The 23,062-nt window shown below is 43.4% G+C and carries 23 protein-coding genes; 19 read left to right on the top strand and 4 right to left on the bottom strand.

Going from position 1 to position 23,062, the window contains the following annotated elements; all coding sequences use genetic code 11:
- Positions 1-82 precede the first annotated feature (82 nt).
- Positions 83-1,399, bottom strand: coding sequence for an FAD-containing oxidoreductase (locus K1J10_RS04410; RefSeq protein WP_223356002.1), 1,317 nt, complete (start codon positions 1,397-1,399; stop codon positions 83-85).
- 180 nt (positions 1,400-1,579) lie between these two features.
- Between K1J10_RS04410 and truB the strand changes: the two genes are divergently transcribed.
- The 13 genes from truB (at position 1,580) to K1J10_RS04345 (ending at position 14,023) form a co-directional block, all read left to right on the top strand.
- Positions 1,580-2,476 (top strand): tRNA pseudouridine(55) synthase TruB, encoded by an 897-nt coding sequence (truB, locus tag K1J10_RS04405; protein ID WP_223356001.1) that lies wholly within the window; start codon positions 1,580-1,582, stop codon positions 2,474-2,476.
- A 4-nt stretch (positions 2,477-2,480) separates the two neighbouring features.
- Positions 2,481-3,398 carry a bifunctional riboflavin kinase/FAD synthetase gene (locus K1J10_RS04400; RefSeq protein ID WP_223356000.1) on the top strand — a complete coding sequence of 306 codons (918 nt, stop codon included), beginning with the start codon at positions 2,481-2,483 and terminating at the stop codon, positions 3,396-3,398.
- 127 nt (positions 3,399-3,525) lie between these two features.
- Positions 3,526-3,927 (top strand): Spx/MgsR family RNA polymerase-binding regulatory protein, encoded by a 402-nt coding sequence (locus K1J10_RS04395; protein ID WP_040803090.1) that lies wholly within the window; start codon positions 3,526-3,528, stop codon positions 3,925-3,927.
- Between the two features lies 1 nt (position 3,928).
- Positions 3,929-4,207 (top strand): UPF0223 family protein, encoded by a 279-nt coding sequence (locus K1J10_RS04390; protein WP_048689976.1) that lies wholly within the window; start codon positions 3,929-3,931, stop codon positions 4,205-4,207.
- Positions 4,197-4,970, top strand: a complete 774-nt coding sequence (locus K1J10_RS04385) for an inositol monophosphatase family protein (RefSeq protein ID WP_223355999.1) — start codon at positions 4,197-4,199, stop codon at positions 4,968-4,970. Before K1J10_RS04390 ends, K1J10_RS04385 begins: the two co-directional genes overlap by 11 nt.
- On the top strand, positions 4,967-6,271 hold the full coding sequence (locus K1J10_RS04380) for an RsmF rRNA methyltransferase first C-terminal domain-containing protein (protein WP_223355998.1): 1,305 nt from the start codon (positions 4,967-4,969) through the stop codon (positions 6,269-6,271). The genes K1J10_RS04385 and K1J10_RS04380 overlap by 4 nt, the downstream gene beginning before the upstream one ends.
- Positions 6,272-6,400: 129 nt before the next feature.
- Positions 6,401-7,267 carry a phosphate ABC transporter substrate-binding protein PstS family protein gene (locus K1J10_RS04375; RefSeq protein ID WP_223355997.1) on the top strand — a complete coding sequence of 289 codons (867 nt, stop codon included), beginning with the start codon at positions 6,401-6,403 and terminating at the stop codon, positions 7,265-7,267.
- Between the two features lie 17 nt (positions 7,268-7,284).
- Positions 7,285-8,196, top strand: coding sequence for a phosphate ABC transporter permease subunit PstC (pstC, locus tag K1J10_RS04370; protein WP_006596571.1), 912 nt, complete (start codon positions 7,285-7,287; stop codon positions 8,194-8,196).
- Positions 8,186-9,070, top strand: a complete 885-nt coding sequence (gene pstA, locus K1J10_RS04365) for a phosphate ABC transporter permease PstA (RefSeq protein ID WP_061563816.1) — start codon at positions 8,186-8,188, stop codon at positions 9,068-9,070. The genes pstC and pstA overlap by 11 nt, the downstream gene beginning before the upstream one ends.
- 11 nt (positions 9,071-9,081) lie before the next feature.
- On the top strand, positions 9,082-9,885 hold the full coding sequence (gene pstB / locus K1J10_RS04360; protein ID WP_048689960.1) for a phosphate ABC transporter ATP-binding protein PstB: 804 nt from the start codon (positions 9,082-9,084) through the stop codon (positions 9,883-9,885).
- A 36-nt stretch (positions 9,886-9,921) separates the two neighbouring features.
- Positions 9,922-10,680 carry a phosphate ABC transporter ATP-binding protein PstB gene (pstB, locus tag K1J10_RS04355; RefSeq protein ID WP_126404057.1) on the top strand — a complete coding sequence of 253 codons (759 nt, stop codon included), beginning with the start codon at positions 9,922-9,924 and terminating at the stop codon, positions 10,678-10,680.
- A gap of 14 nt (positions 10,681-10,694) precedes the next feature.
- The gene (gene phoU, locus K1J10_RS04350) at positions 10,695-11,348 is read left to right on the top strand and encodes a phosphate signaling complex protein PhoU (RefSeq protein WP_006596567.1); all 654 of its coding nucleotides are present in this window, start codon (positions 10,695-10,697) and stop codon (positions 11,346-11,348) included.
- A 131-nt stretch (positions 11,349-11,479) separates the two neighbouring features.
- Complete coding sequence (locus K1J10_RS04345; protein WP_223355996.1) at positions 11,480-14,023, top strand: M1 family metallopeptidase; 2,544 nt, start codon at positions 11,480-11,482, stop codon at positions 14,021-14,023.
- A 54-nt stretch (positions 14,024-14,077) separates the two neighbouring features.
- On the opposite strand, the gene K1J10_RS04340 is transcribed toward K1J10_RS04345, so the two are convergent.
- Entirely contained in the window at positions 14,078-14,620 is a 543-nt protein-coding gene (locus tag K1J10_RS04340; protein ID WP_223355995.1) for a biotin transporter BioY, read from the bottom strand.
- A gap of 209 nt (positions 14,621-14,829) precedes the next feature.
- Here K1J10_RS04340 and K1J10_RS04335 point away from each other — a divergent pair, with 209 nt between their 5' ends.
- The 5 genes from K1J10_RS04335 (at position 14,830) to K1J10_RS04315 (ending at position 19,794) form a co-directional block, all read left to right on the top strand.
- A complete protein-coding gene (locus tag K1J10_RS04335) occupies positions 14,830-15,426 on the top strand; it encodes a hypothetical protein (RefSeq protein WP_223355994.1) in 597 nt (198 codons plus the stop codon).
- Between the two features lie 113 nt (positions 15,427-15,539).
- Positions 15,540-16,214, top strand: a complete 675-nt coding sequence (locus tag K1J10_RS04330; protein WP_006596563.1) for a response regulator transcription factor — start codon at positions 15,540-15,542, stop codon at positions 16,212-16,214.
- Positions 16,204-17,577 (top strand): sensor histidine kinase, encoded by a 1,374-nt coding sequence (locus K1J10_RS04325; protein ID WP_223355993.1) that lies wholly within the window; start codon positions 16,204-16,206, stop codon positions 17,575-17,577. The genes K1J10_RS04330 and K1J10_RS04325 overlap by 11 nt, the downstream gene beginning before the upstream one ends.
- Before the next feature lie 250 nt (positions 17,578-17,827).
- Positions 17,828-18,214, top strand: coding sequence for a lactoylglutathione lyase (gene gloA / locus K1J10_RS04320; RefSeq protein WP_023022851.1), 387 nt, complete (start codon positions 17,828-17,830; stop codon positions 18,212-18,214).
- A gap of 194 nt (positions 18,215-18,408) precedes the next feature.
- On the top strand, positions 18,409-19,794 hold the full coding sequence (locus K1J10_RS04315) for a polysaccharide deacetylase family protein (RefSeq protein WP_223355992.1): 1,386 nt from the start codon (positions 18,409-18,411) through the stop codon (positions 19,792-19,794).
- Positions 19,795-20,102: 308 nt separating this feature from the next.
- On the opposite strand, the gene K1J10_RS04310 is transcribed toward K1J10_RS04315, so the two are convergent.
- Positions 20,103-21,191 carry a DEAD/DEAH box helicase gene (locus K1J10_RS04310; RefSeq protein WP_223355991.1) on the bottom strand — a complete coding sequence of 363 codons (1,089 nt, stop codon included), beginning with the start codon at positions 21,189-21,191 and terminating at the stop codon, positions 20,103-20,105.
- 1 nt (position 21,192) lies between these two features.
- Positions 21,193-22,170 carry a Gfo/Idh/MocA family protein gene (locus K1J10_RS04305; protein ID WP_223355990.1) on the bottom strand — a complete coding sequence of 326 codons (978 nt, stop codon included), beginning with the start codon at positions 22,168-22,170 and terminating at the stop codon, positions 21,193-21,195.
- Between the two features lie 207 nt (positions 22,171-22,377).
- Here K1J10_RS04305 and udk point away from each other — a divergent pair, with 207 nt between their 5' ends.
- On the top strand, positions 22,378-23,013 hold the full coding sequence (gene udk, locus K1J10_RS04300) for a uridine kinase (RefSeq protein ID WP_048691384.1): 636 nt from the start codon (positions 22,378-22,380) through the stop codon (positions 23,011-23,013).
- Positions 23,014-23,062: the final 49 nt, after the last annotated feature.

Here is a 23,062-nt window from a genome sequence, read left to right as displayed (position 1 = left end):
TTTAGCTTACAGAACTGCTTGTGAAGCTCTAGAGGATGAGTTCAAGTAAATGTTGCACTTATTCTTGCAATTTATCTGTTAATTAAATCGCAAAGAGATCGTTTAGGTTTTCTGCCATGGTTGGGTGGGTAAAGATTTGTTTTGCGATGTAAGTATAAGGGATCTTGTTGTCCATGGCCATAGTGATCAGGTTGATGAGTTCGCCTGCAGCTTCTCCAAAGAGAGTTGCTCCAAGGATTTCTTTGGTTTCTGGGTTGACCACGGCTTTGAAGGCCCCTCGAAGATCTGCATTAACATATCCACGAGGCATGGCAGCAACTGGCAATTCTTTAACAGCAACTGGAAGTCCTTTGTCACGTGCTTCTTGCTCGGTCAAGCCGACTTGGGCAAGTGGAGGAGCAATGAAGAGTGTTGTCGCATAATTGTTACGAGTTTCGAGATTGTAGCTACCATCGCCTGTGAGATAGTTGAAGACAATGCGGAAGTCATCGAGTGACATGTAGGTGAATTGAGGACCACCATTGACATCTCCAACTGCAAAGACGCCAGGGACGCTGGTTTCCAAATGACGGTTGACTTGGATCGCTCCACGATCAGTGATTTGGATGTCTGTGTTCTCAAGACCAAGTCCAGCTGTGTTTGGCTTACGACCTGTTGCGTAGAGAAGGATATCGAACTCGAAGTCTCCCTTATCCGTTACAAGGGTTAAGCTAGCTTCACCATCTTTGATTTCTTGGGTATGAACGCCTTGCAAGAATTGAATGCCATCTTCTTCCAGGTAGCCTTTTGCAAGAGCTGCAATGCTTGGCTCAATCCGTGGCAAGAATGCTTCAGAAGCATCTAGTACTGTTACTTGGCTACCCAAGGTATTGTAGAGGTGGGCAAATTCCAATCCGATTGGTCCACCACCAAGGACGCCCAGGCGTTTAGGTAGATTTTCCAAACGTTGAATACCGGTTGAATCCACAGCAAACTTGCTTTCAGCCAGTCCTGGGATTGGAAGGATAGTTGGCACCGCACCAGTATTAATAATAATGGTTTCAGCTGTCAATTCTTCCTTTTCCTCACCAGCTTGAATTTCGATGACCTTGTTGGAAACGAAACGAGCTGTCGCGTCGATAATGTCAACACCAGTTCCAGCAATCGTTGCGTAGTTCTTGCCGTTGAGACGAGTGGTGACCGCATTCTTTTCGCTCATAGCTTGCTCAAAATCTAAGCCTTTTTCGGCAGCAACGATCAAGGTCTTGGTTGGGATACAAGCGATATTGATACAAGTCCCACCGTACATAGACTTGCTCTTTTCAATCAGAGCAACTTTTTTTCCTTGGCTTGATAATTTCGCTGCAAGAGTTTTACCAGCTTTACCAAATCCAATAACAATAACATCATACATTAACATATGTTACACCTTCTTTCGTTTTCTATTGTATCAAACCCCTATAAAAAAGTCTGAAATCTGCTACGGGATTTTTTGGGAGCTTATCAGGAAGAGGAAACAGGGACAAGAAGTCTCGTTTCGTGGTATAATAAAGGGTCGGTGACTAGGGTGGTCACACATGAGTTAGAAAGAGCAAATCAGATGGACGGAATTATTAATATAAAAAAAGAAGCGGGCATGACTTCGCATGATGTGGTCTTTAAACTGAGAAAAATCTTAGGAACCAAGAAGATTGGCCATGGGGGAACGCTGGACCCGGATGTGGTGGGAGTGCTTCCGATTGCAGTTGGTAAGGCAACCCGTATGGTCGAATTTATGCAAGATGAAGGTAAGGTCTACGAAGGCGAAATCACTCTGGGATTTTCTACCACGACGGAGGATGCCAGTGGGGAAGTCGTAGAGCGGACCCCAGTGGAAGCACCTTTAGATGCAACAGAGGTCGATCGTATGATTGCCCAGATGGTGGGAGAGATGGAGCAGGTACCGCCTATGTATTCAGCAGTCAAGGTCAATGGGCGTAAGCTCTATGAATATGCGCGGGCAGGAGAAGAAGCGGAACGTCCTGTCCGACAGGTGACGATTTATGAATTCACGCGCACTAGTGAGATTGGCTACGAGGAAGGACTAGCCCGTTTTCGCTTCAGGGTAAAATGCAGCAAGGGGACCTATATTCGGACCTTGTCGGTGGATTTGGGTCAAAAACTGGGCTACGCAGCCCATATGTCTCATCTGACACGGACCAGTGCTGCTGGTTTGTCACTGGATGATGCCCTGACCTTAGAAGAAGTGGCTGAAAAAGTAGCCCAAGGAGATTTGAGCTTCCTTTACCCACTTGAGATTGGCACCGGGGATCTGGAAAAAGTAGAGCTGACAGTAGAAGAGGTCGATGAAGTCCAAGTGGGACGCTTTATTCCAGTTGAGAGTGACTCCAAAGAGTTAGCTGCTTTTTACCAAGGAAAATTGGTAGCCATTTTAGAAAAAAGAGAAGAACTTTACAAACCTCGAAAAGTCTTTCTAACAGAAAGTGTGTTACAATAAATTTATGAACATTTGTTATGTAACTAGTGAAAAAGAAATAAAAGCTCAAGCAGATACCGTTCTTGTCTTGGGCTATTTTGACGGTCTCCATCGAGGGCATCAGGAGCTCTTTCGGACAGCTCGCACCATTGCCGATGAGCAAGGCCTTCGAGTAACTGTTTTGACCTTTCCAGAATCTCCAAAGCTGGCTTTTGCCCGTTACCAACCAGAACTACTCCTCCACCTCCAAAATCCGGAGGAGCGCTTTAAACGAATGGAAGAACTGGGAGTTGATGATCTATATCTTATCGATTTTACCAGTGATTTCGCGGCTCATACGGCGCAAGAATTCGTTGCGGCCTACCTAACAGCACTTCGGGCGCGTGTCTTAGTAGCAGGTTTTGATTATAGCTTTGGTAGCGATAAGAAAGTTGCTAGTGATCTAGAAACCTATTTTAATGGTCAAGTCATCGTCGTTCCACCTGTCCTAGACCAGGGCGAAAAAATCAGCTCAACTCGTATTCGGCAGGCGATTGCATCAGGTCAGGTCAAAGAAGCAGCTGATCTTTTAGGATATCCCTTATCCAGCCGTGGCATTGTAGTCCATGGGGATGCAAGAGGTCGTACCATTGGTTTTCCAACAGCCAATCTGGCACCGATCGATCGCACCCATCTCCCCCAAGATGGTGTTTATGTCGTCGAAGTAGAAGTGCTAGGTCAACGTCACCGGGGAATGGCCTCTGTAGGGAAAAACTCGACCTTTGATGGAACAGAACTTCGCTTTGAAGCCAATATCTTTGATTTTTCAAAAGATATTTATGGACATACGATTCTGATTTTTTGGCTAGACAAGATTCGAGAAATGGTCAAATTTGACAGTGTAGAAGCGCTTGTGGAACAACTGCGTCAGGATGAGATCATGGCTCGTCAATGGACCAGATAATTTTTGTTAGAAATTCTCCCTTAAGGGGAGAATTTTCTTTGTCTAAATTAAAAAACCACTAGGCAAGCACGGAATAATTTTGTATAATAGAGTCAGCTAAGTGTGTCCAAAAAAAGAAGAGAAGAACATGATTACATTATTTTTGTCTCCGAGTTGTACATCCTGTCGGAAGGCACGGGCTTGGTTAGAAAAACATGAGGTTCCTTTTAAGGAACACAATATTATGACGAGTCCTCTAACAACTGAGGAGTTGCGTAATATTTTAGCTCTAACTGAGAACGGTACAGACGATATTATTTCAACTCGTTCTAAAATTTTTCAGAAGTTAAATGTTGATGTAGAGGATTTATCGATTTCTGCTTTGATCAAGTTGATTGAGGAAAATCCTAGTCTTTTGCGTCGCCCAATTATTCTAGACAAGAAACGGATGCAAATCGGTTTTAATGAGGATGAAATTCGCGCATTTCTCCCTCGAGGATATCGTAAGGAAGAGTTAAGATCTGCTACATTAAGAGCGGAGATCCATTAATATGAATAAGAATTATAGTTACCCACTCGATTTATCGTGGAGTACTGAAGAGCTTGCTTCGGTGCTTTCTTTTTTTAATCAGGTTGAACAAGCCTATGAACAAAAGGCAGATGCTCGTATCTACCTAGAAGCCTATAAGGCCTTTAAGAAAGTTGTCCCAAGTATTGGCGAAGAAAAGCGTCTGGGCAAGGAGTTTGAAGAGGTCAGTGGCTACTCACTTTACCGCGCAACTAAAGCCGCGAAAGAAAAAGGGGAAGGATGGTTTTCGATTGATCAATAAATTAGAATTTGCTAAGACCATTGTCAAAGAAGCAGGAAGCTATCTAAGAGAACACTTACATGACCAGCTAGCGATTACTGTCAAAACAAATCCGACGGATTTGGTGACTCAGATGGATCAGAAAGTGCAAGCAACCCTGGTCCGTAAGATTTTGGAAGCTTATCCAGAAGATCAAATTTTTGCCGAAGAAGATGAACTTCGTGCACCTATTCACTCCGGTAAGGTTTGGGTGATTGATCCCATTGATGGGACCAATAATTTTGTGACCCAAAAAGAAGATTTTGCTGTTATGGTTGCCTATTTTGAAGAAGGTCTTGGCCAGTTTGGCTTGATCTATGATGTCATGCGCGACCATCTCTTTTTTGGTGGAAAGGATTTTGGGGTCTTTTGTAATGAGCAAGAACTGAAACCCTTTCAAAATCGGCCTCTTGGGGACTTATTAGTGGCTTCTAATGTCGGCATGCTCAAGTCCAACGCCTGGGGCATGGCGGATCTGGGAGCAGAGTGCTTGGGAATTCGGGTCTACGGGAGCGCTGGTATCAGCTTTACCAAGATTCTATCTGGTGGCATGTTAGGCTACTTTAGCTATATCTGGCCTTGGGATTATTCCGCTGCAGCTATTATGGGCGAGTGCCTCGGATACTCAGTCTTGACCTTAGAAGGGAAAGAACCTAACTATGAGAGCTTGGAGCCTATCATGATGGTCCCAACTTGTAAACTAGATGAGATTCAACCTTTTTTGACGAAAGGAAAAGACGCATGACCTTTCCTCAAGGATTTAAAGAAAAGTATACCCAATTACTTGGAAAAGAGGCCAAGGCTTTCTTTCAAACCTTTGACGAGCCAGCAATATCTGCCTATCGAACCAATCCGTTAAAGGCGGAGCAAATCAGAGGTAATGAGCCTATTCCAGGCATGCCTTGGAGTTACTATGGTAAGGTGTCGGGAAAATCCATAGCCCATGTCTCTGGACTGGTCTACTCGCAAGAACCTGCTGCTCAAATGGTAGCCCAAGTTGCGCATCCAAGTCCGGGTATGAAGGTCTTGGATCTTGCGGCAGCCCCTGGTGGGAAGACGACCCACTTACTCTCTTATTTAGACAATCAAGGTCTCCTCATTTCTAATGAAATTCACAAGGGTCGCTCCAAGATTTTGGTCGAGAATGTCGAACGTTTTGGGGCTCGTAACGTTGTGGTGACCAATGAATCAGCTGAGCGCTTGGCAAAGGTTTTTCCAGCCTATTTTGATCTGATTGTTTTGGATGCTCCGTGTTCTGGTGAAGGAATGTTCCGGAAGCAGCCAGATGCCATGGACTACTGGCACCCAGATTATCCAGCTCAATGTGCTGGTCTCCAAAGAGAAATTTTAACAGATGCTATCAAGATGCTGGCACCAGGTGGACAGCTAGTTTATTCGACCTGTACCTGGGCACCGGAAGAGAATGAAGAGATTGTCTCTTGGCTCTTAGAAGAATATGAGTTGGAATTGCTACCGATTGAAAAAATCAATGACATGGTAGAGGGGATCGGCTATCCTGAAACAGCCCGGATGTATCCCCATCGTTTCAAAGGGGAAGGGCAATTTGTTGCTAAATTCCTTTATCGGGGAGAGCCTGAAGTTAAGAAGATCAAGGAAGGACGTTCCAATCTAACGGCTGAGCAGAGGAAACTGTGGCAAGCTTTTGCCGAGGACTGTTTAGCCATTGATTTAGAGGGTCTCTACCAGTGTTTTGGAGATCAGCTTTATCTCTTACCTGTTGGTCTCCCTGATTTGAAAAAGGTCAAGATTGCTCGTAATGGATTGCACCTTGGAACCTTTAAGAAAAATCGCTTTGAACCTAGCTTTGCTTTGGGGCTAGCTCTGAAACCAGATCAAGTGAAGAAATCGGTCAGCTTGTCGGATCCAGACTTTATGAAGTATGTGGCTGGAGAGACTATTCAGCTAGATCAAGACTACCAAAATGGTTGGTATCAGGTCTTAGCTGGAGGCAATGGTTTAGGTTTTGCAAAAGTGACTGGACGGACCTTAAAAAATTTCTTTCCAAAAGGCTTGAGATTTAGATAAATAATTAGGAAATGCCGTCTTTCTATGTTATAGTGGAAATAAAGTGATTCTTGCTAGAATACTAGAAGATAACAAGTGTTTAGAGACAACATTTAAACGATATTTGATTATGATTCAAGGAGACTTACATTGAATAAATGCAAAAAGCTAGTCCTTGGGCTAGCAACAGTAGCACTTGCAGCTTCTCTTTCTGCCTGTGCGTCTTGGATTGACCGTGGAGAAGCGATTACAGCTGTTGGATCAACAGCCCTACAACCGCTCGTTGAAGGGGTAGTAGATCGTTATATTGAAGAGCATCCCGGTAAGATTGTCAATGTCCAAGGGGGTGGATCTGGTACAGGTCTTTCTCAGGTCCAATCAGGAGCTGTCGACATTGGAAATAGTGACCTTTTTGCAGAGGAAAAAGATGGCATCGATGCTTCTAGTTTGGTGGATCATCAAGTAGCAGTAGCAGGAACAGCCATCATTGCGAACAAGGGGATTTCCGTAGACGATTTAACTACTGAACAATTGCGTAAGATTTTTACTGGTGAATATACCAACTGGAAGCAATTGGGTGGTGAGGACTTGGAAATTACCATTGTGAACCGGGCAGTAGGATCCGGTAGCCGTGCTGTATTCGATGACATCATCATGGACGGCAAAGATCCTAAACAGGCTCAGGAACAGGATTCCAACGGAATGGTGAAGAACATTGTTTCCCAGACTCCAGGTGCCATTTCTTATCTGGCCTTTACCTACGTGGATGATAGTGTCAAAACCATGAAGTTAAATGGCTATCAACCAACTAAGGAAAACGTAGTGAATAATAACTGGCCAATTTGGTCCTATGAACACATGTATACCAAGGGTGAGCCAAGTAAACTGGCAAAGAAATTCTTGGATTATATGATGACAGATGAGGTCCAGCAGGAAATCGTTGGTAAGATGGGCTATATCCCAATCAATGATATGAAAGTCAGCCGTGATCTTGACGGTAACATTACGAAGAAATAAGAAGAATTAGGTAAAACATGAACGAAGTAGCAAAAAAAATGCTCGCAAAGTCCAATAATTCTCGTTTGGAAAAATTTGGTAAAACCATTACTTTCTGCTGTATGAGTTTGATTGTCTTTGTTGTAGCTTTGATTTTGATTTTTGTAGCCCAAAAGGGATTATCGACCTTCTTTGTCAACAAGGTTAATGTCTTTAGTTTCCTTTTTGGATCCACTTGGAATCCGTCAGGGAAAGAATTTGGGGCTTTGCCAATGATCTTGGGTTCCTTCATTGTAACCCTTTTGTCTGCCTTGGTGGCGACACCTTTTGCCATCGGTGCGGCAGTCTTTATGACAGAGGTTTCTCCAAAGGGAGCTCGTCTCTTACAACCAGCCATTGAGTTGTTGGTAGGGATCCCTTCTGTTGTTTACGGATTTATTGGTTTGCAAGTGGTGGTTCCATTTGTTCGTTCCATCTTTGGTGGGACAGGGTTTGGAATCTTGTCAGGGGTCTTTGTCCTCTTTGTCATGATACTTCCAACTGTGACCTTTATGACAACAGACAGCTTACGGGCAGTGCCTCGTCACTATCGGGAAGCGAGTATGGCTATGGGAGCGACTCGTTGGCAAACGATTTGGCATGTCACCTTAAAGGCGGCTCGCTCCGGTATTTTTACGGCAGTTGTCTTTGGAATGGCCCGTGCCTTCGGTGAAGCCTTGGCTATTCAGATGGTGGTCGGAAACTCAGCGGTTGTTCCAACATCTTTAACGACTCCAGCTTCCACCTTAACCTCTATTTTGACTATGGGTATCGGAAATACCGTTATGGGAACAGTTAACAACAACGTTCTCTGGTCACTTGCCTTGGTGCTCTTGCTGATGAGTTTGGCATTCAACAGCGTTATCAAATTGATCACGAAAGAAAGAGGTAAGAAGAACTATGCACGCTAAAAAAATAGATAAGATAGCAACAGGAATTCTCTATGCTATTGCTGGAATTATTGTTACGATTCTTGCCTCTTTGATTCTCTATATCCTGGTTAGAGGGTTACCGCATGTGTCTTGGACCTTCTTGACCAGCAAATCCTCTTCTTACCAAGCAGGTGGAGGGATTGGGATTCAGCTCTATAATTCCTTCTTCCTCTTAGTTATTACCTTGATTATTTCCTTCCCACTTTCTTTGGGGGCAGGGATCTACTTGTCAGAGTATGCCAAGAAGGGCCCATTGACCAACTTGGTTCGGACCTGTATTGAGATCTTGTCTTCTCTCCCATCGGTCGTAGTCGGTCTCTTTGGCTACTTGGTCTTTGTAGTGCAGTTCCAATATGGCTTCTCGATTATTTCTGGAGCCTTGGCCTTGACGGTCTTTAACCTGCCACAAATGACGCGAAACATTGAAGATAGTTTGCAAAACGTCCACCATACACAAAGAGAGGCAGGACTTGCGCTTGGGATTTCTCGTTGGGAAACCGTGATTCACGTGGTGGTACCGGAAGCTTTACCAAGTATCATTACGGGTGTTGTACTAGCTTCTGGACGGATTTTTGGGGAAGCAGCGGCCTTGATTTATACAGCTGGTCAGTCTGCCCCAGCCTTGGATTGGAGTAACTGGAATCTCTTTAGTGTGACCAGTCCGATCTCTATTTTCCGTCAAGCAGAAACACTAGCAGTCCACATTTGGAAGGTCAATAGTGAAGGAACCATTCCAGATGCGATTGAAGTATCCGCTGGATCTGCAGCAGTTTTGTTGATCTTCATTTTGATTTTCAACTTTGGAGCGCGTAAGCTCGGGACTTACCTCCATAAGAAATTAACCTCAGCATAAAAGGAGAAGAAATGTCAAAGTACAATTGGGATGAAAAACATATCATTACTTTTCCTGAAGAAAAAGTGGTCCTTTCGACCAAAGACTTGCATGTCTACTATGGTTCAAATGAATCCATCAAGGGCGTGGATATGCAGTTTGAGAAGAATAAAATCACAGCTTTGATTGGTCCTTCTGGATCTGGAAAGTCCACCTATCTTAGAAGTTTGAACCGGATGAACGATACCATTGATATTGCGCGTGTGACTGGTGAGATCTGGTATGAAGGGATCGACGTCAACCGTCCTGATATCAATGTCTATGAAATGAGAAAACATATCGGGATGGTCTTCCAACGACCAAATCCCTTTGCCAAGTCCATCTACCGCAATATTACCTTCCCTCACGAACGTGCAGGAGTCAAAGACAAGAAGGTCTTGGATGAAATCGTAGAAAAATCCTTGAAGCAAGCAGCCCTCTGGGATCAGGTTAAGGATGACTTGCACAAGTCTGCTTTGACGCTCTCAGGAGGTCAACAGCAACGCCTTTGTATTGCCCGTGCCATCTCCGTTAAACCAGAGATTTTGCTCATGGATGAGCCGGCTTCAGCCTTAGATCCTATTGCAACAGCCCAGTTGGAAGAAACCATGCTGGAGTTGAAGAAGGATTACACTATTATCATCGTGACCCACAGTATGCAACAGGCTGCTCGTGCTAGTGATTATACAGGATTCTTTTATCTAGGCGATTTGATTGAGTATGATAAAACAGCCAACATTTTCCAAAATGCAAAACTACAATCAACCAACGATTATGTGTCTGGTCACTTTGGATAGGAATTGGTAACATAGAAACAACATAAGGATGAAAACATGACAGAACCAATTTTGCAAGTCAAGGACTTGTCGGTTTATTACAATAAGAAAAAGGCACTGAATAGTGTGTCACTGGATTTCACCCCTAAAGAAATCACGGCTTTAATCGGACCGTCTGGATCAGGGAAGTCTACCTTGCTCAAAGCCATCAACCGGATGGGCGATTTGAACCATGAGGTGACTACGACAGGAACCGTCCTCTATAATGGTCACAATATCTATAGTCCACGGACTGATACGGTGGAGCTCCGTAAGGAAATCGGGATGGTTTTCCAACAACCCAACCCTTTCCCCATGTCTATCTATGACAATGTCACCTATGGACTCATGATTAATGGAATCAAGGACAAGCAAGTCTTGGATGAAGCGGTCGAAACCTCTTTGAAAAACGCTTCTATTTGGGATGAGGTCAAGGATCGCCTTCATGATTCAGCAATCGGGCTTTCAGGGGGGCAACAACAACGGGTTTGTGTGGCGCGTGTCCTAGCAACTAGTCCAAAGATTATCCTCTTGGATGAGCCAACCTCAGCCTTGGACCCGATTTCTGCTGGAAAGATTGAAGAAACGCTTTATGGGTTGAAGGATCGTTACACTATGCTCTTGGTGACTCGGTCTATGCAACAAGCCAGTCGGATTTCGGATAAGACAGCCTTTTTCTTGGATGGGGACCTCATCGAGTATGATGACACCTCAAAAATCTTCTTGAACCCTGCTCGTAAGGAAACAGAAGATTATGTATCAGGGAAGTTTGGATAAGAAAGGGAAAGTAAATGTTACGCGTACAATTTGAAGAAGATTTAGAAAAACTTCATAACCAGTTTTATGCTATGGGAAATGAAGTCTTGACTCAGATCAACCGCACGGTTCGAGCTTTTGTCACTCATGACCGGGATTTGGCACGCCAGGTTATCGAAGATGATGCAGAGATTAATGAATATGAAGTGAAGTTGGAGCGCAAATCCTTTGAAATGATTGCCCTTCAACAACCGGTTTCTCAGGACCTTCGGATGGTCATGACAGTCTTAAAAGCTGTATCTGACGTAGAGCGGATGGGAGACCACGCTGTCTCCATTGCCCGTGCAACCATTCGTATGAAGGGAGAACTTCGTAGTAAGGTTGTAGAGGAAGAAATCAGCAAAATGGGTCGAGAAGTCAAAGACTTTGTCGAAGCAACCTTGGAGCTTTATTTAAAAGGGGATGTAGAAACAGCCTATGAAGTAGCAACTCGCGATGAAAAAATTAATGAGTACTATGATCGTATTCAAGAGTTAGCAACGGAAGAAATCAAGCATAATCCTGACTTGATTATCACTGGTCGGGATTATTTCCAAGTGATCAATTACTTGGAGCGTATTGGTGATTATGCTAAAAATATCTGTGAGTGGGTTGTCTACTTCGAAACAGGAAAAATTGTGGAATTATAAGAAAATAAAGTCTGAGGTCATGATCTCGGACTTTTGTCTTCTTGTAGGTCTGGTTTTGCCCCCTCTTACCTTACAGTTAGTAGGATTTATGTTAGAATAGAAGATGATAAAAAATGAAGAAGGAGTTACTCATGCAAGCAGTCGCACATTTTATTGATACATTTGTACCTGAGCACTATGATCTATTCTTAGATTTAAACCGCTCAGACAAAACTTTCTCGGGGAAAGTGACCATAACTGGAGAGGCAAAGGAGACTCGCATCTCTCTTCATCAAAAGGATTTGACCATCCAATCTGCTCGAGTAGATGGGCAAGATTGTGCCTTTACAGTCAATGATGAGGAAGAAGCGGTCTTTGTCGAACTTCCTGCTACAGGCAAAGTAAACCTTACCCTCACTTATACAGGGAAAATTACCGATAATATGACTGGGATCTATCCGTCTTACTACACAGTAGATGGCGTTAAAAAGGAAGTAATCTCTACTCAATTTGAAAGTCACTTTGCTCGTGAAGCCTTCCCAAGTGTGGATGAACCAGAAGCCAAAGCGACCTTTGATTTGGCTGTGAAATTTGACCAAGAAGAAGGAGAAATCGTTCTTTCTAACATGCCTGAAATCGATGTCGAAAGTCGAAAAGAAACAGGTATTTGGAAGTTTGATACGACTCCTCGTATGTCATCTTATCTCTTGGCCTTTGCGGCTGGAGATTTGCAGGGTGTGACAGCTAAGACCAAGAATGGAACCCTAGTCGGTGTCTACTCTACCAAAGCTCATCCATTAGAAAACTTGGATTTCTCATTAGATATTGCCGTTCGTGCCATTGAATTCTACGAGGAATATTACGGAGTGGCTTACCCAATCCCTCAATCCCTTCATATCGCCCTTCCAGACTTCTCTTCAGGAGCTATGGAAAACTGGGGCTTGGTAACCTACCGCGAAGTCTACCTCCTTGTAGATGAGAACTCGACAGCTCAAAGCCGGCAAACGGTAGCCTTGGTGGTGGCTCACGAGTTGGCCCACCAATGGTTCGGAAACCTCGTGACCATGAAGTGGTGGGATGACCTCTGGTTGAATGAAAGTTTCGCCAATATGATGGAATATGTCTGCTTGGATGCCATCGAACCAAGCTGGAATATTTTTGAAGACTTCCAAACAACAGGTGTACCTGCTGCCTTGAAACGCGATGCTACTGATGGCGTTCAATCCGTCCATGTAGAAGTGAAACACCCAGACGAGATCAACACCCTCTTTGACCCAGCGATCGTTTACGCCAAGGGTAGCCGGCTCATGCACATGCTTCGCCGTTGGTTAGGCGACGATGCCTTCCGTAAAGGTTTGAAGATCTACTTTGAAAAACACCAATACGGCAATACCATCGGTCGTGACCTTTGGGATGCTCTTGGGCAAGCTTCAGGTCGCGATGTCGCAGCCTTTATGGATTCTTGGTTGGAGCAACCTGGCTACCCAGTTGTTTCAGCTTCTGTAGAGAACGATACCTTGATCATCCGTCAAGAGCAGTTCTTCATCGGAGAAAGAGAAGAAAAAGGTCGCAAGTGGGTTGTACCATTGAATAGCAACTGGACCGGTATTCCAGATACCTTGGAAACAGAAGTTTTAGAAATTCCAAACTACAGTGCCTTGAAAGCAGCTAACAGCGGAGCTCTTCGCTTCAATACAGAAAATACAGCTCACTATATCAGTGACTACCGTGGGGAATTGTTGGAAGACATCCTTGCTGACCTTGCTAGCTTAGATAGCACTTCGAAACTACAAGTAGTTCAAGAACGCCGTCTCTTAGCGGAAAGTGGTCAAATTTCTTATGCAAGCCTCTTGCCAGTGATTGAACACTTGACAGAAGAAAGTTCCTACTTGGTTGTTTCAACTGTTTCGAGCGTCTTAGCTGGAATCAGTCTCTTTGTGGATGAAGGAACTGAAACAGAAGTGGCCTTCCATGAGTTGTTGAAACGCTTGAACCGTTACAACTTTGAACGCTTGGGTCTAGAAGCTAAGCCTGGTGAAACAGAAGAAGACGAAAAAGTTCGTCAGCTAATGATTGCTAATATGATTAAGGCCAATGATGAAGCTGCACAAGCACAAGCGAGCGCTATCTTTGAAGCGCACGCAGATGATTTGGAAAAACTTCCAGCTGCCATTCGCTTGCAAATCTTGGTCAACCAAATCAAGCATCAGGAAACCAAGGCGCTTAGCCAACAATACCTAGATACCTATGTGAAGACAGTGGATGGAAACTTTAAACGCCAGTTGGCTGCAGCTCTTTCTTACACCAAGGATGCGGAAACCTTGGAAGCTCTATTGAAGGAGTGGAAGAACAAGGATGTGGTGAAACCTCAGGACTTGGCTATGAGCTGGTACTACAACTTCTTGCATGATGACTTTACCCAAGCTAGAACTTGGACTTGGGCGCGTGAAAACTGGGATTGGATCAAGAAAGCACTCGGTGGTGATATGAGCTTTGATAAGTTTGTCATCTACCCAGCTAACTGTTTCAAGACCCGTGAACGGTTGAATGAATACAAGGCCTTCTTTGAGCCTCAATTGGATGATATGGCGATCAGCCGTAATATCAAGATGGGAATCAAAGAAATCGCGGCTCGTATCGATCTTATTGAGCGGGAGAAAGCAGCTGTTGAAGCAGCCCTTCTAGCAACGAAATAAAGAAAAAAGCTCTTAGAGAGGAACCTGCGGCTTTGCAGGCCTCTCTAAGAGTTTTTATTTTGTCTTTTTGAAATAAGGAAGATGTTTAAGATTGCGATAAAGAATGACCGCGAAAATCGTTGTCAACGTCATCTTAATCAAATCTGGCACCACAAAAGGTAAGACGACAAATTTTACTGCGAAATCTAAAGATTTATGGGCAATGAGCATAAAACCTAAGGCACCTCCAATAAAGAGAACGACTTCTCCTAAAGCGTTAGCAAGAAAAATTCGAATGGGTTGTCCTTTTTGGCCAGCAAAGATTGAAGTCACCAAAGCACGAAGGGGAAAGAAGAAAAGGAATCCAGCAGTGGGACCGTAGAAGGAGCTGATGCCTCCGTGACCACCTGCAAAGACGGGGAGGCCAATGGCACCTAAGAGGAGGTAAATGAGAACGGAAAGGGTGGCTTCTTTTGGACGGTAGATGCTGGCGATCAATCCAATGGCTAAAGTCTGAAGTGTGATAGGAATGGGCCCAAGTGGGATTGTAAAAGGAGATAGGGCAGCAATCAAAGCTGCTCCAAGAGCAATTAATGTCATTGATTCTATTTTTTTCAAAACAGTAAACCTCACTTTGTTTTTATGGTAACTATTCTACAAAAAAGAAGGCAAGCCTGTCAAGTCCTCTTTTCAGCTGTGACAAATGTCTCCTTAATCATTTTAGGAAAGTTTAAGAAAAAATTTAGTCACTGTTAAGGAAAAGCCTGTAAACTATCCCTATCTAAACAAAGGCCTTGTTTAAATAAATAATTTAAGGAATTGAAAGAATGCAAGCTTCGAATGAACAAAAGCAAGAAAGAACTGAAAAAATGATTGTCGTTAAGAAAAGTCCTAAGTGGTGGGCAACTGCCGCAGCAACAGGAGGACTCATCGTTGGGATGACTGGTGGATTTGGATTGGGAATGTTGGCGACAGCCAATACGACTCCCCAACGCCAACAAGCAACAGTCGCTACACAAAATAGCAACCAGCCTGCCCAAAACTATCAAGGACAAAATAGCCAGGGAAATAGTCAAGGACAGGATGGACATTCTAACTCACAAGGTCTTAATGGCCAAAATGGTGGACCAGGGCAAGGCCAAATGAACGGCCAACCACCTCAAGGAGGCGGGTCACAAGGGGGACAAGGACAAGATGAATTTGGTGGAGGACCAGGCGGTATGCCACCGCAAGATGGCCAAAACGGTGGACCAGGACAAGGAGACATGAATGGCCAACCACCACAAGATGGAGGACCTCAAGGTCAACAAGATAACCAACAAAATGGGAAATCGAGTAAGAAGTCCTCCAAGAAATCCTCTTCGAAAAAAACGTCAAGCAATACAAAACATTCATCAAAGGATGAGACAGGGACAGCAGGCTAAGAAAAAAGATGAAATCGCTATCTGAATGTTACTGAATGAAGCCCGGCCATGTTATAATAGAGTAGAAAATACTCATCATCCCTGTATGGATGAATGAGAAGGAGAAAGTAAAGATGATTAAGATTTTATTAGTCGAAGACGACCTCGGTTTGTCTAATTCAGTTTTTGATTTTTTAGATGATTTTGCGGATGTCATGCAAGTCTTTGATGGGGATGAAGGTCTGTATGAGGCTGAAAGTGGCATCTATGACCTCATTTTGCTAGACCTCATGCTTCCTGAAAAAGATGGTTTTCAAGTTCTCAAAGAATTGAGAGATAAGGGTGTCTCCACTCCAGTATTGATTATGACAGCCAAAGAGAGCTTGGACGATAAGGGCCATGGTTTTGAGCTAGGTGCAGATGATTATCTGACCAAGCCATTCTACTTAGAAGAACTCAAGATGCGAATCCAAGCATTGTTGAAGCGCTCTGGTAAGGTCAATGAAAATACCCTTTCGTATGGGAATGTGACCGTTAATCTCTCGACAAACTCTACGCTTGTTGAAGGGAAAGAAGTGGAGCTATTAGGGAAAGAATTTGACCTTTTGGTTTATTTCCTTCAAAATCAAAATGTTATCCTGCCAAAAACACAAATCTTTGATCGACTTTGGGGATTCGATAGTGATACAACTATTTCGGTTGTCGAAGTGTATGTTTCCAAGATTCGTAAGAAATTAAAAGGTACAGACTTTGCAAAAAATCTCCAAACTTTGCGTAGCGTGGGGTATATTCTGAAAGATGCTCAATAAAATAAAAAAAACTGTCAATGCGGATGACTTTTCTTATTTCATCCGCTATTTCGGACTCTTTACCTTGATTTTCTCAACCATGACCTTGATTATTATTCAAGTGATGCGGTCAAGTCTTTATACAACGGTTGATGAAAATTTAAAGATGCTCAGTAAGGATCGCTATTCTATTATTAGCTTGGCCAATCGTACAGGAAATGGGATGGGAAAAGACGAACCAGATGATGACCGACCAGAAGATGATGAACTTGGTCCCGAGGATGGCCCTAGACCATCGGTCACTTCCAATAGTACAGCCATCCTCTTGAATGATAATTTTGAAAATGTTACGACGGATAATGGTTTTCTAGATCTAAAAACAGTAACCTTTAGTCGCAGTTATTTAAACAAGATCAAGCAGATTCAAATTACCAACCATTATAGGCAGAAGGAAAGCTATCGTGCTTATTTGGTGGATATTGACCCTGATGATTATATCGATGGGGTGAAATATGCTGTGATCATGACCAATATCAGCCAGTTGGAACAAACCAGTGAAAAACACGAAAGCCAAATCGCCTTGGTCATGATTTGCTTCTGGGGCATTTCCCTCTTTGCAAGTATCTTTCTGGCTAAAATGAGTGTGAAACCTCTCTTAGAGAGCATGAACCGGCAAAAGGCTTTTGTCGAAAATGCCTCTCATGAACTGCGGACACCTTTAGCGGTTTTGCAAAATCGTTTGGAAACCTTATTCCGAAAACCAGAGGCAACGATCATGGAATCCAGTGAGAATATCGCCTCCTCTTTGGATGAGGTTCGCAATATGCGCTTATTGACGACCAATCTCTTAAACTTAGCCCGTCGAGATGATGGGATTAAACCGGAGTTTTGCGAGATCAAACCATCCTTTTTCGACCAAACTTTTGCCAATTATGAAATCATTGCCGAGGAAAATGATAAAATCTTCGAGTATGAGAATCATGTCGAAAGGAGTCTGGTGTCTGACAAGGTCCTACTGAAACAGCTGATGACCATTTTGTATGACAATGCCCTCAAATACACAGAGGAAGAAGGAAAGATACGGTTTGTCGCCCAATTCAAGGATCGCTATCTCTATCTCCGGGTAGAGGATAATGGATCAGGGATTGCAGACGAAGATAAAAAACGGATTTTTGATCGATTCTACCGAGTGGATAAGTCGCGGACCCGTCAAAAGGGTGGTTTTGGGTTAGGACTTTCTTTAGCCAAGCAAATCGTAGAAGCTTTTAATGGTACCATTACTGTTCGAGATAACAAGCCTAAAGGTGCTATTTTTGAGGTAAAGCTAGCAACTAAATCAGATAGTAAAAAGAAATCCAGTTCTAAATCAACGAAGAACAAGTAAGAGAGTGGGACAGAAATCCTAGCCTCTCAATTGTCTTTGGATTGTCGAGCAAGATGCAGTGGTTGAGTGGGCTCTACTACGCTGATTACATCAGTTTTTACAGCCCTACTCAACTGTGCGGAGGTGGGACGACAAAATCGAATTCTAACGAATTACCGATTTCTGTCCCACTCTCTTTTTTCATCCATTTCAAATAATCGCTATTTTTATCTGACTAGTGTATAATAGTAAAAAAAGAAAGAGGTGTCTTATGGCTTCAAAAATGTTACACACTTGTTTACGAGTGGAGAATTTAGAAAAATCAATTGCTTTTTATGCAGATGCGTTTGGATTTAAGGAATTGCGTCGCAAGGATTTTCCTGAATACAAATTTACGATCGTCTATCTTGGCTTAGAAGGAGATGACTATGAGTTAGAATTAACTTACAACTATGATCATGGTCCTTATGTCATTGGAGATGGTTTTGCCCATGTTGCCTTAAGTACCCCAGATCTTGAGGCCCTTCATGCAGAGCATAAGGAAAAAGGTTACCAAGTAACGGATCCAAAAGGATTGCCAGGAACGCTTCCAAACTATTACTTTATTGTGGACCCAGATGGCTACAAAGTAGAAGTGATTCGTGAAAAGTCCTTATAATCAGCATCATATAACATGTGATAAAGAGCAGGCGAGAATTGACCTGTTCTTTTTTTGTGCATGAAGATGGCCTCTAGGGAGTGACAGGAGATAGGACAGAATTGATTCTATTTTCCTACTATTTTTTAGGTTTTATTTTCTAGATTCTAGAGTTTTCTACTGTTTTTTGGTGATAAAATTGCTATAATAAGAGTATGAAGAATTCCTACTTGAAAATGTTTATCCTCATTATTCTAAACCTCCTTTTTATCGGAGGAATTTACCTAGCTTATCAGAAGATTGAGGAAGCACGCGCCATCAAAAATTATAATCAACAGTTTTCCAAAGCTGTCCGGGAAGAAGAAGCAATTGAAAAAGACAAGGATACCAGCCTTCAAAAAGGAATGGTTGGTCAAACATATGTCGCGGCTTACTACCCGAAAAATAATGAAGAACCCATCGCAGTGGTTAAAGAGAGAATTTTGGCTGACGTTGGCTCTCTTCCCCAAGAAGAGAAGAATAACCAGCAAGCAAAAGAACTTTTGTTCTACCATACCGAACGTTCAGAAGACCCATTTGTAGGGGTTCATCCTTATCAGATGAAGAAGACCCAGTACAAGTGGAAAAATGGCAAATTCATTAAAGATGGGATTGACAAACTACCTCTCCTCTATCTAACGGATGAGGGAGCTGTCTTCCAATTTTTACAATTGTTTACGAATGCAGATCTAGCCAAAGAAATTCTTTTGACAGAATTGCGTTCTCAGCTGGTCTTCCTACAGTTAGGGGAAGATCGAATTGAAGAGCTAATGCAATCTGTTTCAGCAAGTGATATGGCAGGCTGGCAGTTCACCTACAATCAAGGGGTTCTTTCTATTACCCTTCCAGTTACTATTGAGGGCATGGAAACCTTCGATGTACCCCTTTCGAAGCTCTATGATGTGATTGATTCTACTCGTCTGAATCCCGGAGATCTTCAAGCTTATGAGGCCTACCAAACTCAACGTCATGCTAAGATGGTTGCCTTAACATTTGATGATGGTCCAGATCCAACGACGACCCCTCAAGCCCTGGATATCCTCAACAAGTACCATGTTAAGGCTACTTTCTTTATGCTTGGGAAGAATGTCTCGGCCTATCCTGAAGTGGCTAAACGGGTACGTCAGGAAGGACATGAAATCGGAATCCATACCTGGAATCATCCTGTCTTAACCAAGTTGCCTTTGGAGGCTGCCCAAAAAGAAATCATGGATACGAAGGAAGTGATTCAAAAGGTCACAGGAGTGCAAACGAAGATTACTCGTCCGCCTTATGGTTCGATTAATAGTGCCATTCAATATGCCGTTGATCAGGCATTTATCATGTGGGATGTGGATACTCTGGATTGGAAGACCCACAATACACAAGCCATCTTGGCAGAAGTGAAAAAACAAGTCAAACCAGGATCGATCATCCTGATGCACGATATTCACCAAACATCTATTAATGCCCTTCCAGCCGTGATTGAATACCTTCAATCGCAAGGCTACACCATCGTGACGGTTGATGAACTCTTAAACCATCAAGTGGAAAGTCATCGCCTCTATTACAATCGTAATTAAAAAAATCGTTCGTATTGCTACGAACGATTTTGAATGTAGACAAACTATTGTTTTACATAAAACACCGGGATGATTTTCAAAAATTGACTTTTATTTTTTAATCATTTAAGAATATGAAAAACTTTCCGCTGTGAGAAAAATGCCTGAAACACAATTGTTTCAGGCACTCGGGAGTTTTGAAACTTTAGGTTCAAAACTAAGTCATGGAACTTCTACGAAGTTCGCTGACGTCCGTACTCACCTAAGGAAAGTTTTAAAAATGACTTTATCTTCAATCTGAATCGTTCGTAATACTACGAACGATTTTCTTATTCTTCCCCTATATAGAGTTGAGCTCCCTTAAGGATTAAAGGACGAACAGGGCTTAATTTTTTCAAACTTTTTAATTCTTCTGGATGGCTAATCAAGGTGATGACATAGCCTTCTTTGCCCATGCGCCCGGTACGCCCGGATCTGTGGATGTAGGTTTCGGCATCTCTTGGGACTTCATAGTTGACGACACATTCTAGTGAGTCGATATCGATTCCCCGCGCTACCAAATCTGTTGCCAGAAGGAGTGTCAGCTGATGATCCTTAAAGCGTTCCAGAATGACTTTCCGGAATTTGACGTTGACGTCACTAGCAAGTGAGACAGCGCTAACTCCTCGGTACTGGAGTTTTTCTTCAGCGCTCCCTAGGTCGGACAAGCTATTGAAGAAAACGAGGCCACGAAAGTCTTCGACATTGGATAGTTTTCTGAGGAGTTCGACCTTTTCTCGCTTGTCCACTTCCATATAGAAGTGCTGGATATTGTCCAAGTTTTGCCCTTCTACCTGAATGGTCAGGGTATTGGGCTCGATTTGCTCTGGATCAAACTTAGTCGTTGCACTCATATAGATAAATTGATGATCTCGTGGCGCGTAGTGGCAAATCTTGTCGACAAAGTGATACTGAGAGTCGCTGAAAAGTTGGTCAAATTCGTCCAGGATGATGGTATCGACATTCATCATCTTGATTTTCTTGAGCTTGATCAACTCAAAAATACGGCCTGGAGTTCCGATGAGAATTTCGGGTCCTTTTTTAAGACGTTCGATTTGCCGTTTTTGACTAGAGCCGGAAAGGAAAAGTTGAGCACTGAGTCCAAGAGGCTCTGCCCATTGTTTAGTGACATCAAAGATTTGTCCGGCCAATTCTGTATTGGGGGAGAGAATCAGCAATTGTTGCGCTTTTTTAGGTTTTAGCTTGAGAAGACTAGGGAAGAGATAGGCCAGAGTCTTCCCAGTTCCTGTCGGGCTGACTCCAAGCACATTCTCCCCTTGGGTGATCGGCTCAAAGAGGCGTTCTTGGATTTCAGTGAGTTGCTCAAAGCCGAGGGTTTTGAGTTGCTCTTGCCAGAGCGGTGGGAATGCTAGTGTCATATTAGTTTTCGTCCTTAAAGTGTATTCCAGCATCTTGGCGCATAGCATAGAGGGCTTGATGGACCATTTGTCCAGTTTGGAGCCAAGTCTGGTAAAGTATCTGGTCGCCTTCTGTCATCATACTAGCAAAGGCCTGGGCTTCTTCTAGCATGTTATGAGGGGCAGGAGTGATTAGAAGCTGGTAGCTGTTTCCAGAATGGTCTTGAAAAACAGCCTCGTTAACGGCTTCAATGCCACTCAGAAAGAGGGTGCCATCTGTTGTGTAGATTTCAGCAGGAAGATTGCTGGTCACATCTTTGCCGGCTTGAATGCCGATGACAAAGTCAGAATAAACCAAGCTACCATGTCCGTTCAAATCGATTGAATTAGGCAATTGTCGCGCCTGATAGGTTACTGATTCAGGTTGACCGAAGAGGCCGATTGCAAAGTAAAGGGGATAGACACCCAGATCCATAAGGGCTCCGCCAGCAAACTGGTCAGAGAAAATATTAGGTGTAGCCCCTTTCAGGAGTTCGGGCATTTTAGAGGAGTATTTGGCATAGGTCATGTGACCACCCAAGATGGTCTTGTCTTTGAGAAAGTCTTGGATGGTCGCAAAGGCTTTTTCATGATAGTTGCGAGCTGCTTCAAAGAGATAGACCTGGTGCTCCTTGGCCAATTTGACCAACTCTTCCCATTCCTTGGGAGTAGTGACGGCTGGTTTTTCAAGGATGACATGTTTCTTAGCTAGAAGGGCTAACTTTGCCTGAGGATAGTGGAGTGAATTGGGACTAGCAATGTAGATGACATCCAGGTCACTATCTAAAAAGGCAATCAGATCATCATAGAGGGCCACTTGTCCATAGGGTTGGGCGAAGCTATTAGCCTTCTCTAAGGTCCGCGAATAGACTGCCCTTAACTCATAGTGGCCTGTTTCTTTTGTTGCGGCCAGGAAGGAATGGGAGATGGCACTGGTGCCGATGATACCAAGTTTCAGCATGGCAGCTCCTTTCAATCAGGTATTTACTGGTTTCATTATATCATGTTTCACCCTAAAAAGATGGAATTGGCTATTCGAACTGGGACGGAAGGGGAAAGGAGATCCTTCTTTGATTTTGGACGAAAGCCATAGAAAAATGGTTCAAGTCGTGGTCAAGTGACCGCTTTTGTGATAGAATAAATAGGATTATAGAAAATGGAGAAGAAGATGCGAAACAGACCAATTATTATCGGTGTAACAGGTGGTTCTGGTGGGGGAAAAACTAGTGTTTCTCGAGCTATTTTGTCCCACTTTCCAGATGAAAAGATTGCTATGATTGAGCATGATTCTTATTACAAGGATCAAAGCCATTTAACCTTTGAAGAGCGGATTCAGACCAACTATGACCATCCTTTTGCCTTTGATACAGACCTCATGATTGAGCAAATCAATGAGTTGTTGGCTGGCCGTCCGGTTGATATTCCAACTTATGACTATGCAGCGCATACGCGTAGTGCTAAGACTTATCGCCAAGAGCCTCAGGATGTCTTTATCGTTGAGGGGATTTTGGTCTTGGAGGACAAGCGTCTTCGTGACTTGATGGATATCAAGATTTTCGTTGATACCGATGATGATGTGCGGATCATTCGCCGAATCAAGCGGGATATGGAAGAGCGTGGTCGGAGTTTGGACAGTGTCATCGAGCAGTACTTGGGAGTGGTGAAGCCGATGTACCATCAGTTTATCGAGCCAACCAAGCGCTATGCGGATGTCATCATTCCAGAAGGCGTGACCAATACCGTAGCCATCGATTTGATTACGACCAAGATTGAGAAGATTTTGAGCGAATCACGTGAAGGATAAGATAACAAGTGAGAGAGGTTAGGAAGTAGTGTCCCAGCCTCTTTTCCAT

Origin of the sequence: Streptococcus australis (genome assembly GCF_019930045.1) — a bacterium.
Lineage (GTDB): Bacteria > Bacillota > Bacilli > Lactobacillales > Streptococcaceae > Streptococcus > Streptococcus australis_D.
The sequence above is the reverse complement of the archived record's forward strand: the minus strand, read 5'-3'. Positions and strand labels throughout refer to the sequence as shown.

Bases quoted from the DNA above. Each gene is read 5' to 3' on its own strand.
- pstC (WP_006596571.1), top strand. From the start codon at position 7,285: ATGAACGAAGTAGCAAAAAAAATGCTCGCAAAGTCCAATAATTCTCGT.
- truB (WP_223356001.1), top strand. From the start codon at position 1,580: ATGGACGGAATTATTAATATAAAAAAAGAAGCGGGCATGACTTCGCAT.
- K1J10_RS04410 (WP_223356002.1), bottom strand. From the start codon at position 1,399: ATGTTAATGTATGATGTTATTGTTATTGGATTTGGTAAAGCTGGTAAA.
- K1J10_RS04380 (WP_223355998.1), top strand. From the start codon at position 4,967: ATGACCTTTCCTCAAGGATTTAAAGAAAAGTATACCCAATTACTTGGA.
- pstB (WP_126404057.1), top strand. From the start codon at position 9,922: ATGACAGAACCAATTTTGCAAGTCAAGGACTTGTCGGTTTATTACAAT.
- K1J10_RS04395 (WP_040803090.1), top strand. From the start codon at position 3,526: ATGATTACATTATTTTTGTCTCCGAGTTGTACATCCTGTCGGAAGGCA.
- K1J10_RS04310 (WP_223355991.1), bottom strand. From the start codon at position 21,191: ATGACACTAGCATTCCCACCGCTCTGGCAAGAGCAACTCAAAACCCTC.
- gloA (WP_023022851.1), top strand. From the start codon at position 17,828: ATGGCTTCAAAAATGTTACACACTTGTTTACGAGTGGAGAATTTAGAA.
- udk (WP_048691384.1), top strand. From the start codon at position 22,378: ATGCGAAACAGACCAATTATTATCGGTGTAACAGGTGGTTCTGGTGGG.
- K1J10_RS04325 (WP_223355993.1), top strand. From the start codon at position 16,204: ATGCTCAATAAAATAAAAAAAACTGTCAATGCGGATGACTTTTCTTAT.
- K1J10_RS04400 (WP_223356000.1), top strand. From the start codon at position 2,481: ATGAACATTTGTTATGTAACTAGTGAAAAAGAAATAAAAGCTCAAGCA.
- K1J10_RS04335 (WP_223355994.1), top strand. From the start codon at position 14,830: ATGCAAGCTTCGAATGAACAAAAGCAAGAAAGAACTGAAAAAATGATT.
- K1J10_RS04390 (WP_048689976.1), top strand. From the start codon at position 3,929: ATGAATAAGAATTATAGTTACCCACTCGATTTATCGTGGAGTACTGAA.
- K1J10_RS04345 (WP_223355996.1), top strand. From the start codon at position 11,480: ATGCAAGCAGTCGCACATTTTATTGATACATTTGTACCTGAGCACTAT.
- K1J10_RS04305 (WP_223355990.1), bottom strand. From the start codon at position 22,170: ATGCTGAAACTTGGTATCATCGGCACCAGTGCCATCTCCCATTCCTTC.
- pstA (WP_061563816.1), top strand. From the start codon at position 8,186: ATGCACGCTAAAAAAATAGATAAGATAGCAACAGGAATTCTCTATGCT.
- pstB (WP_048689960.1), top strand. From the start codon at position 9,082: ATGTCAAAGTACAATTGGGATGAAAAACATATCATTACTTTTCCTGAA.
- phoU (WP_006596567.1), top strand. From the start codon at position 10,695: ATGTTACGCGTACAATTTGAAGAAGATTTAGAAAAACTTCATAACCAG.
- K1J10_RS04330 (WP_006596563.1), top strand. From the start codon at position 15,540: ATGATTAAGATTTTATTAGTCGAAGACGACCTCGGTTTGTCTAATTCA.
- K1J10_RS04315 (WP_223355992.1), top strand. From the start codon at position 18,409: ATGAAGAATTCCTACTTGAAAATGTTTATCCTCATTATTCTAAACCTC.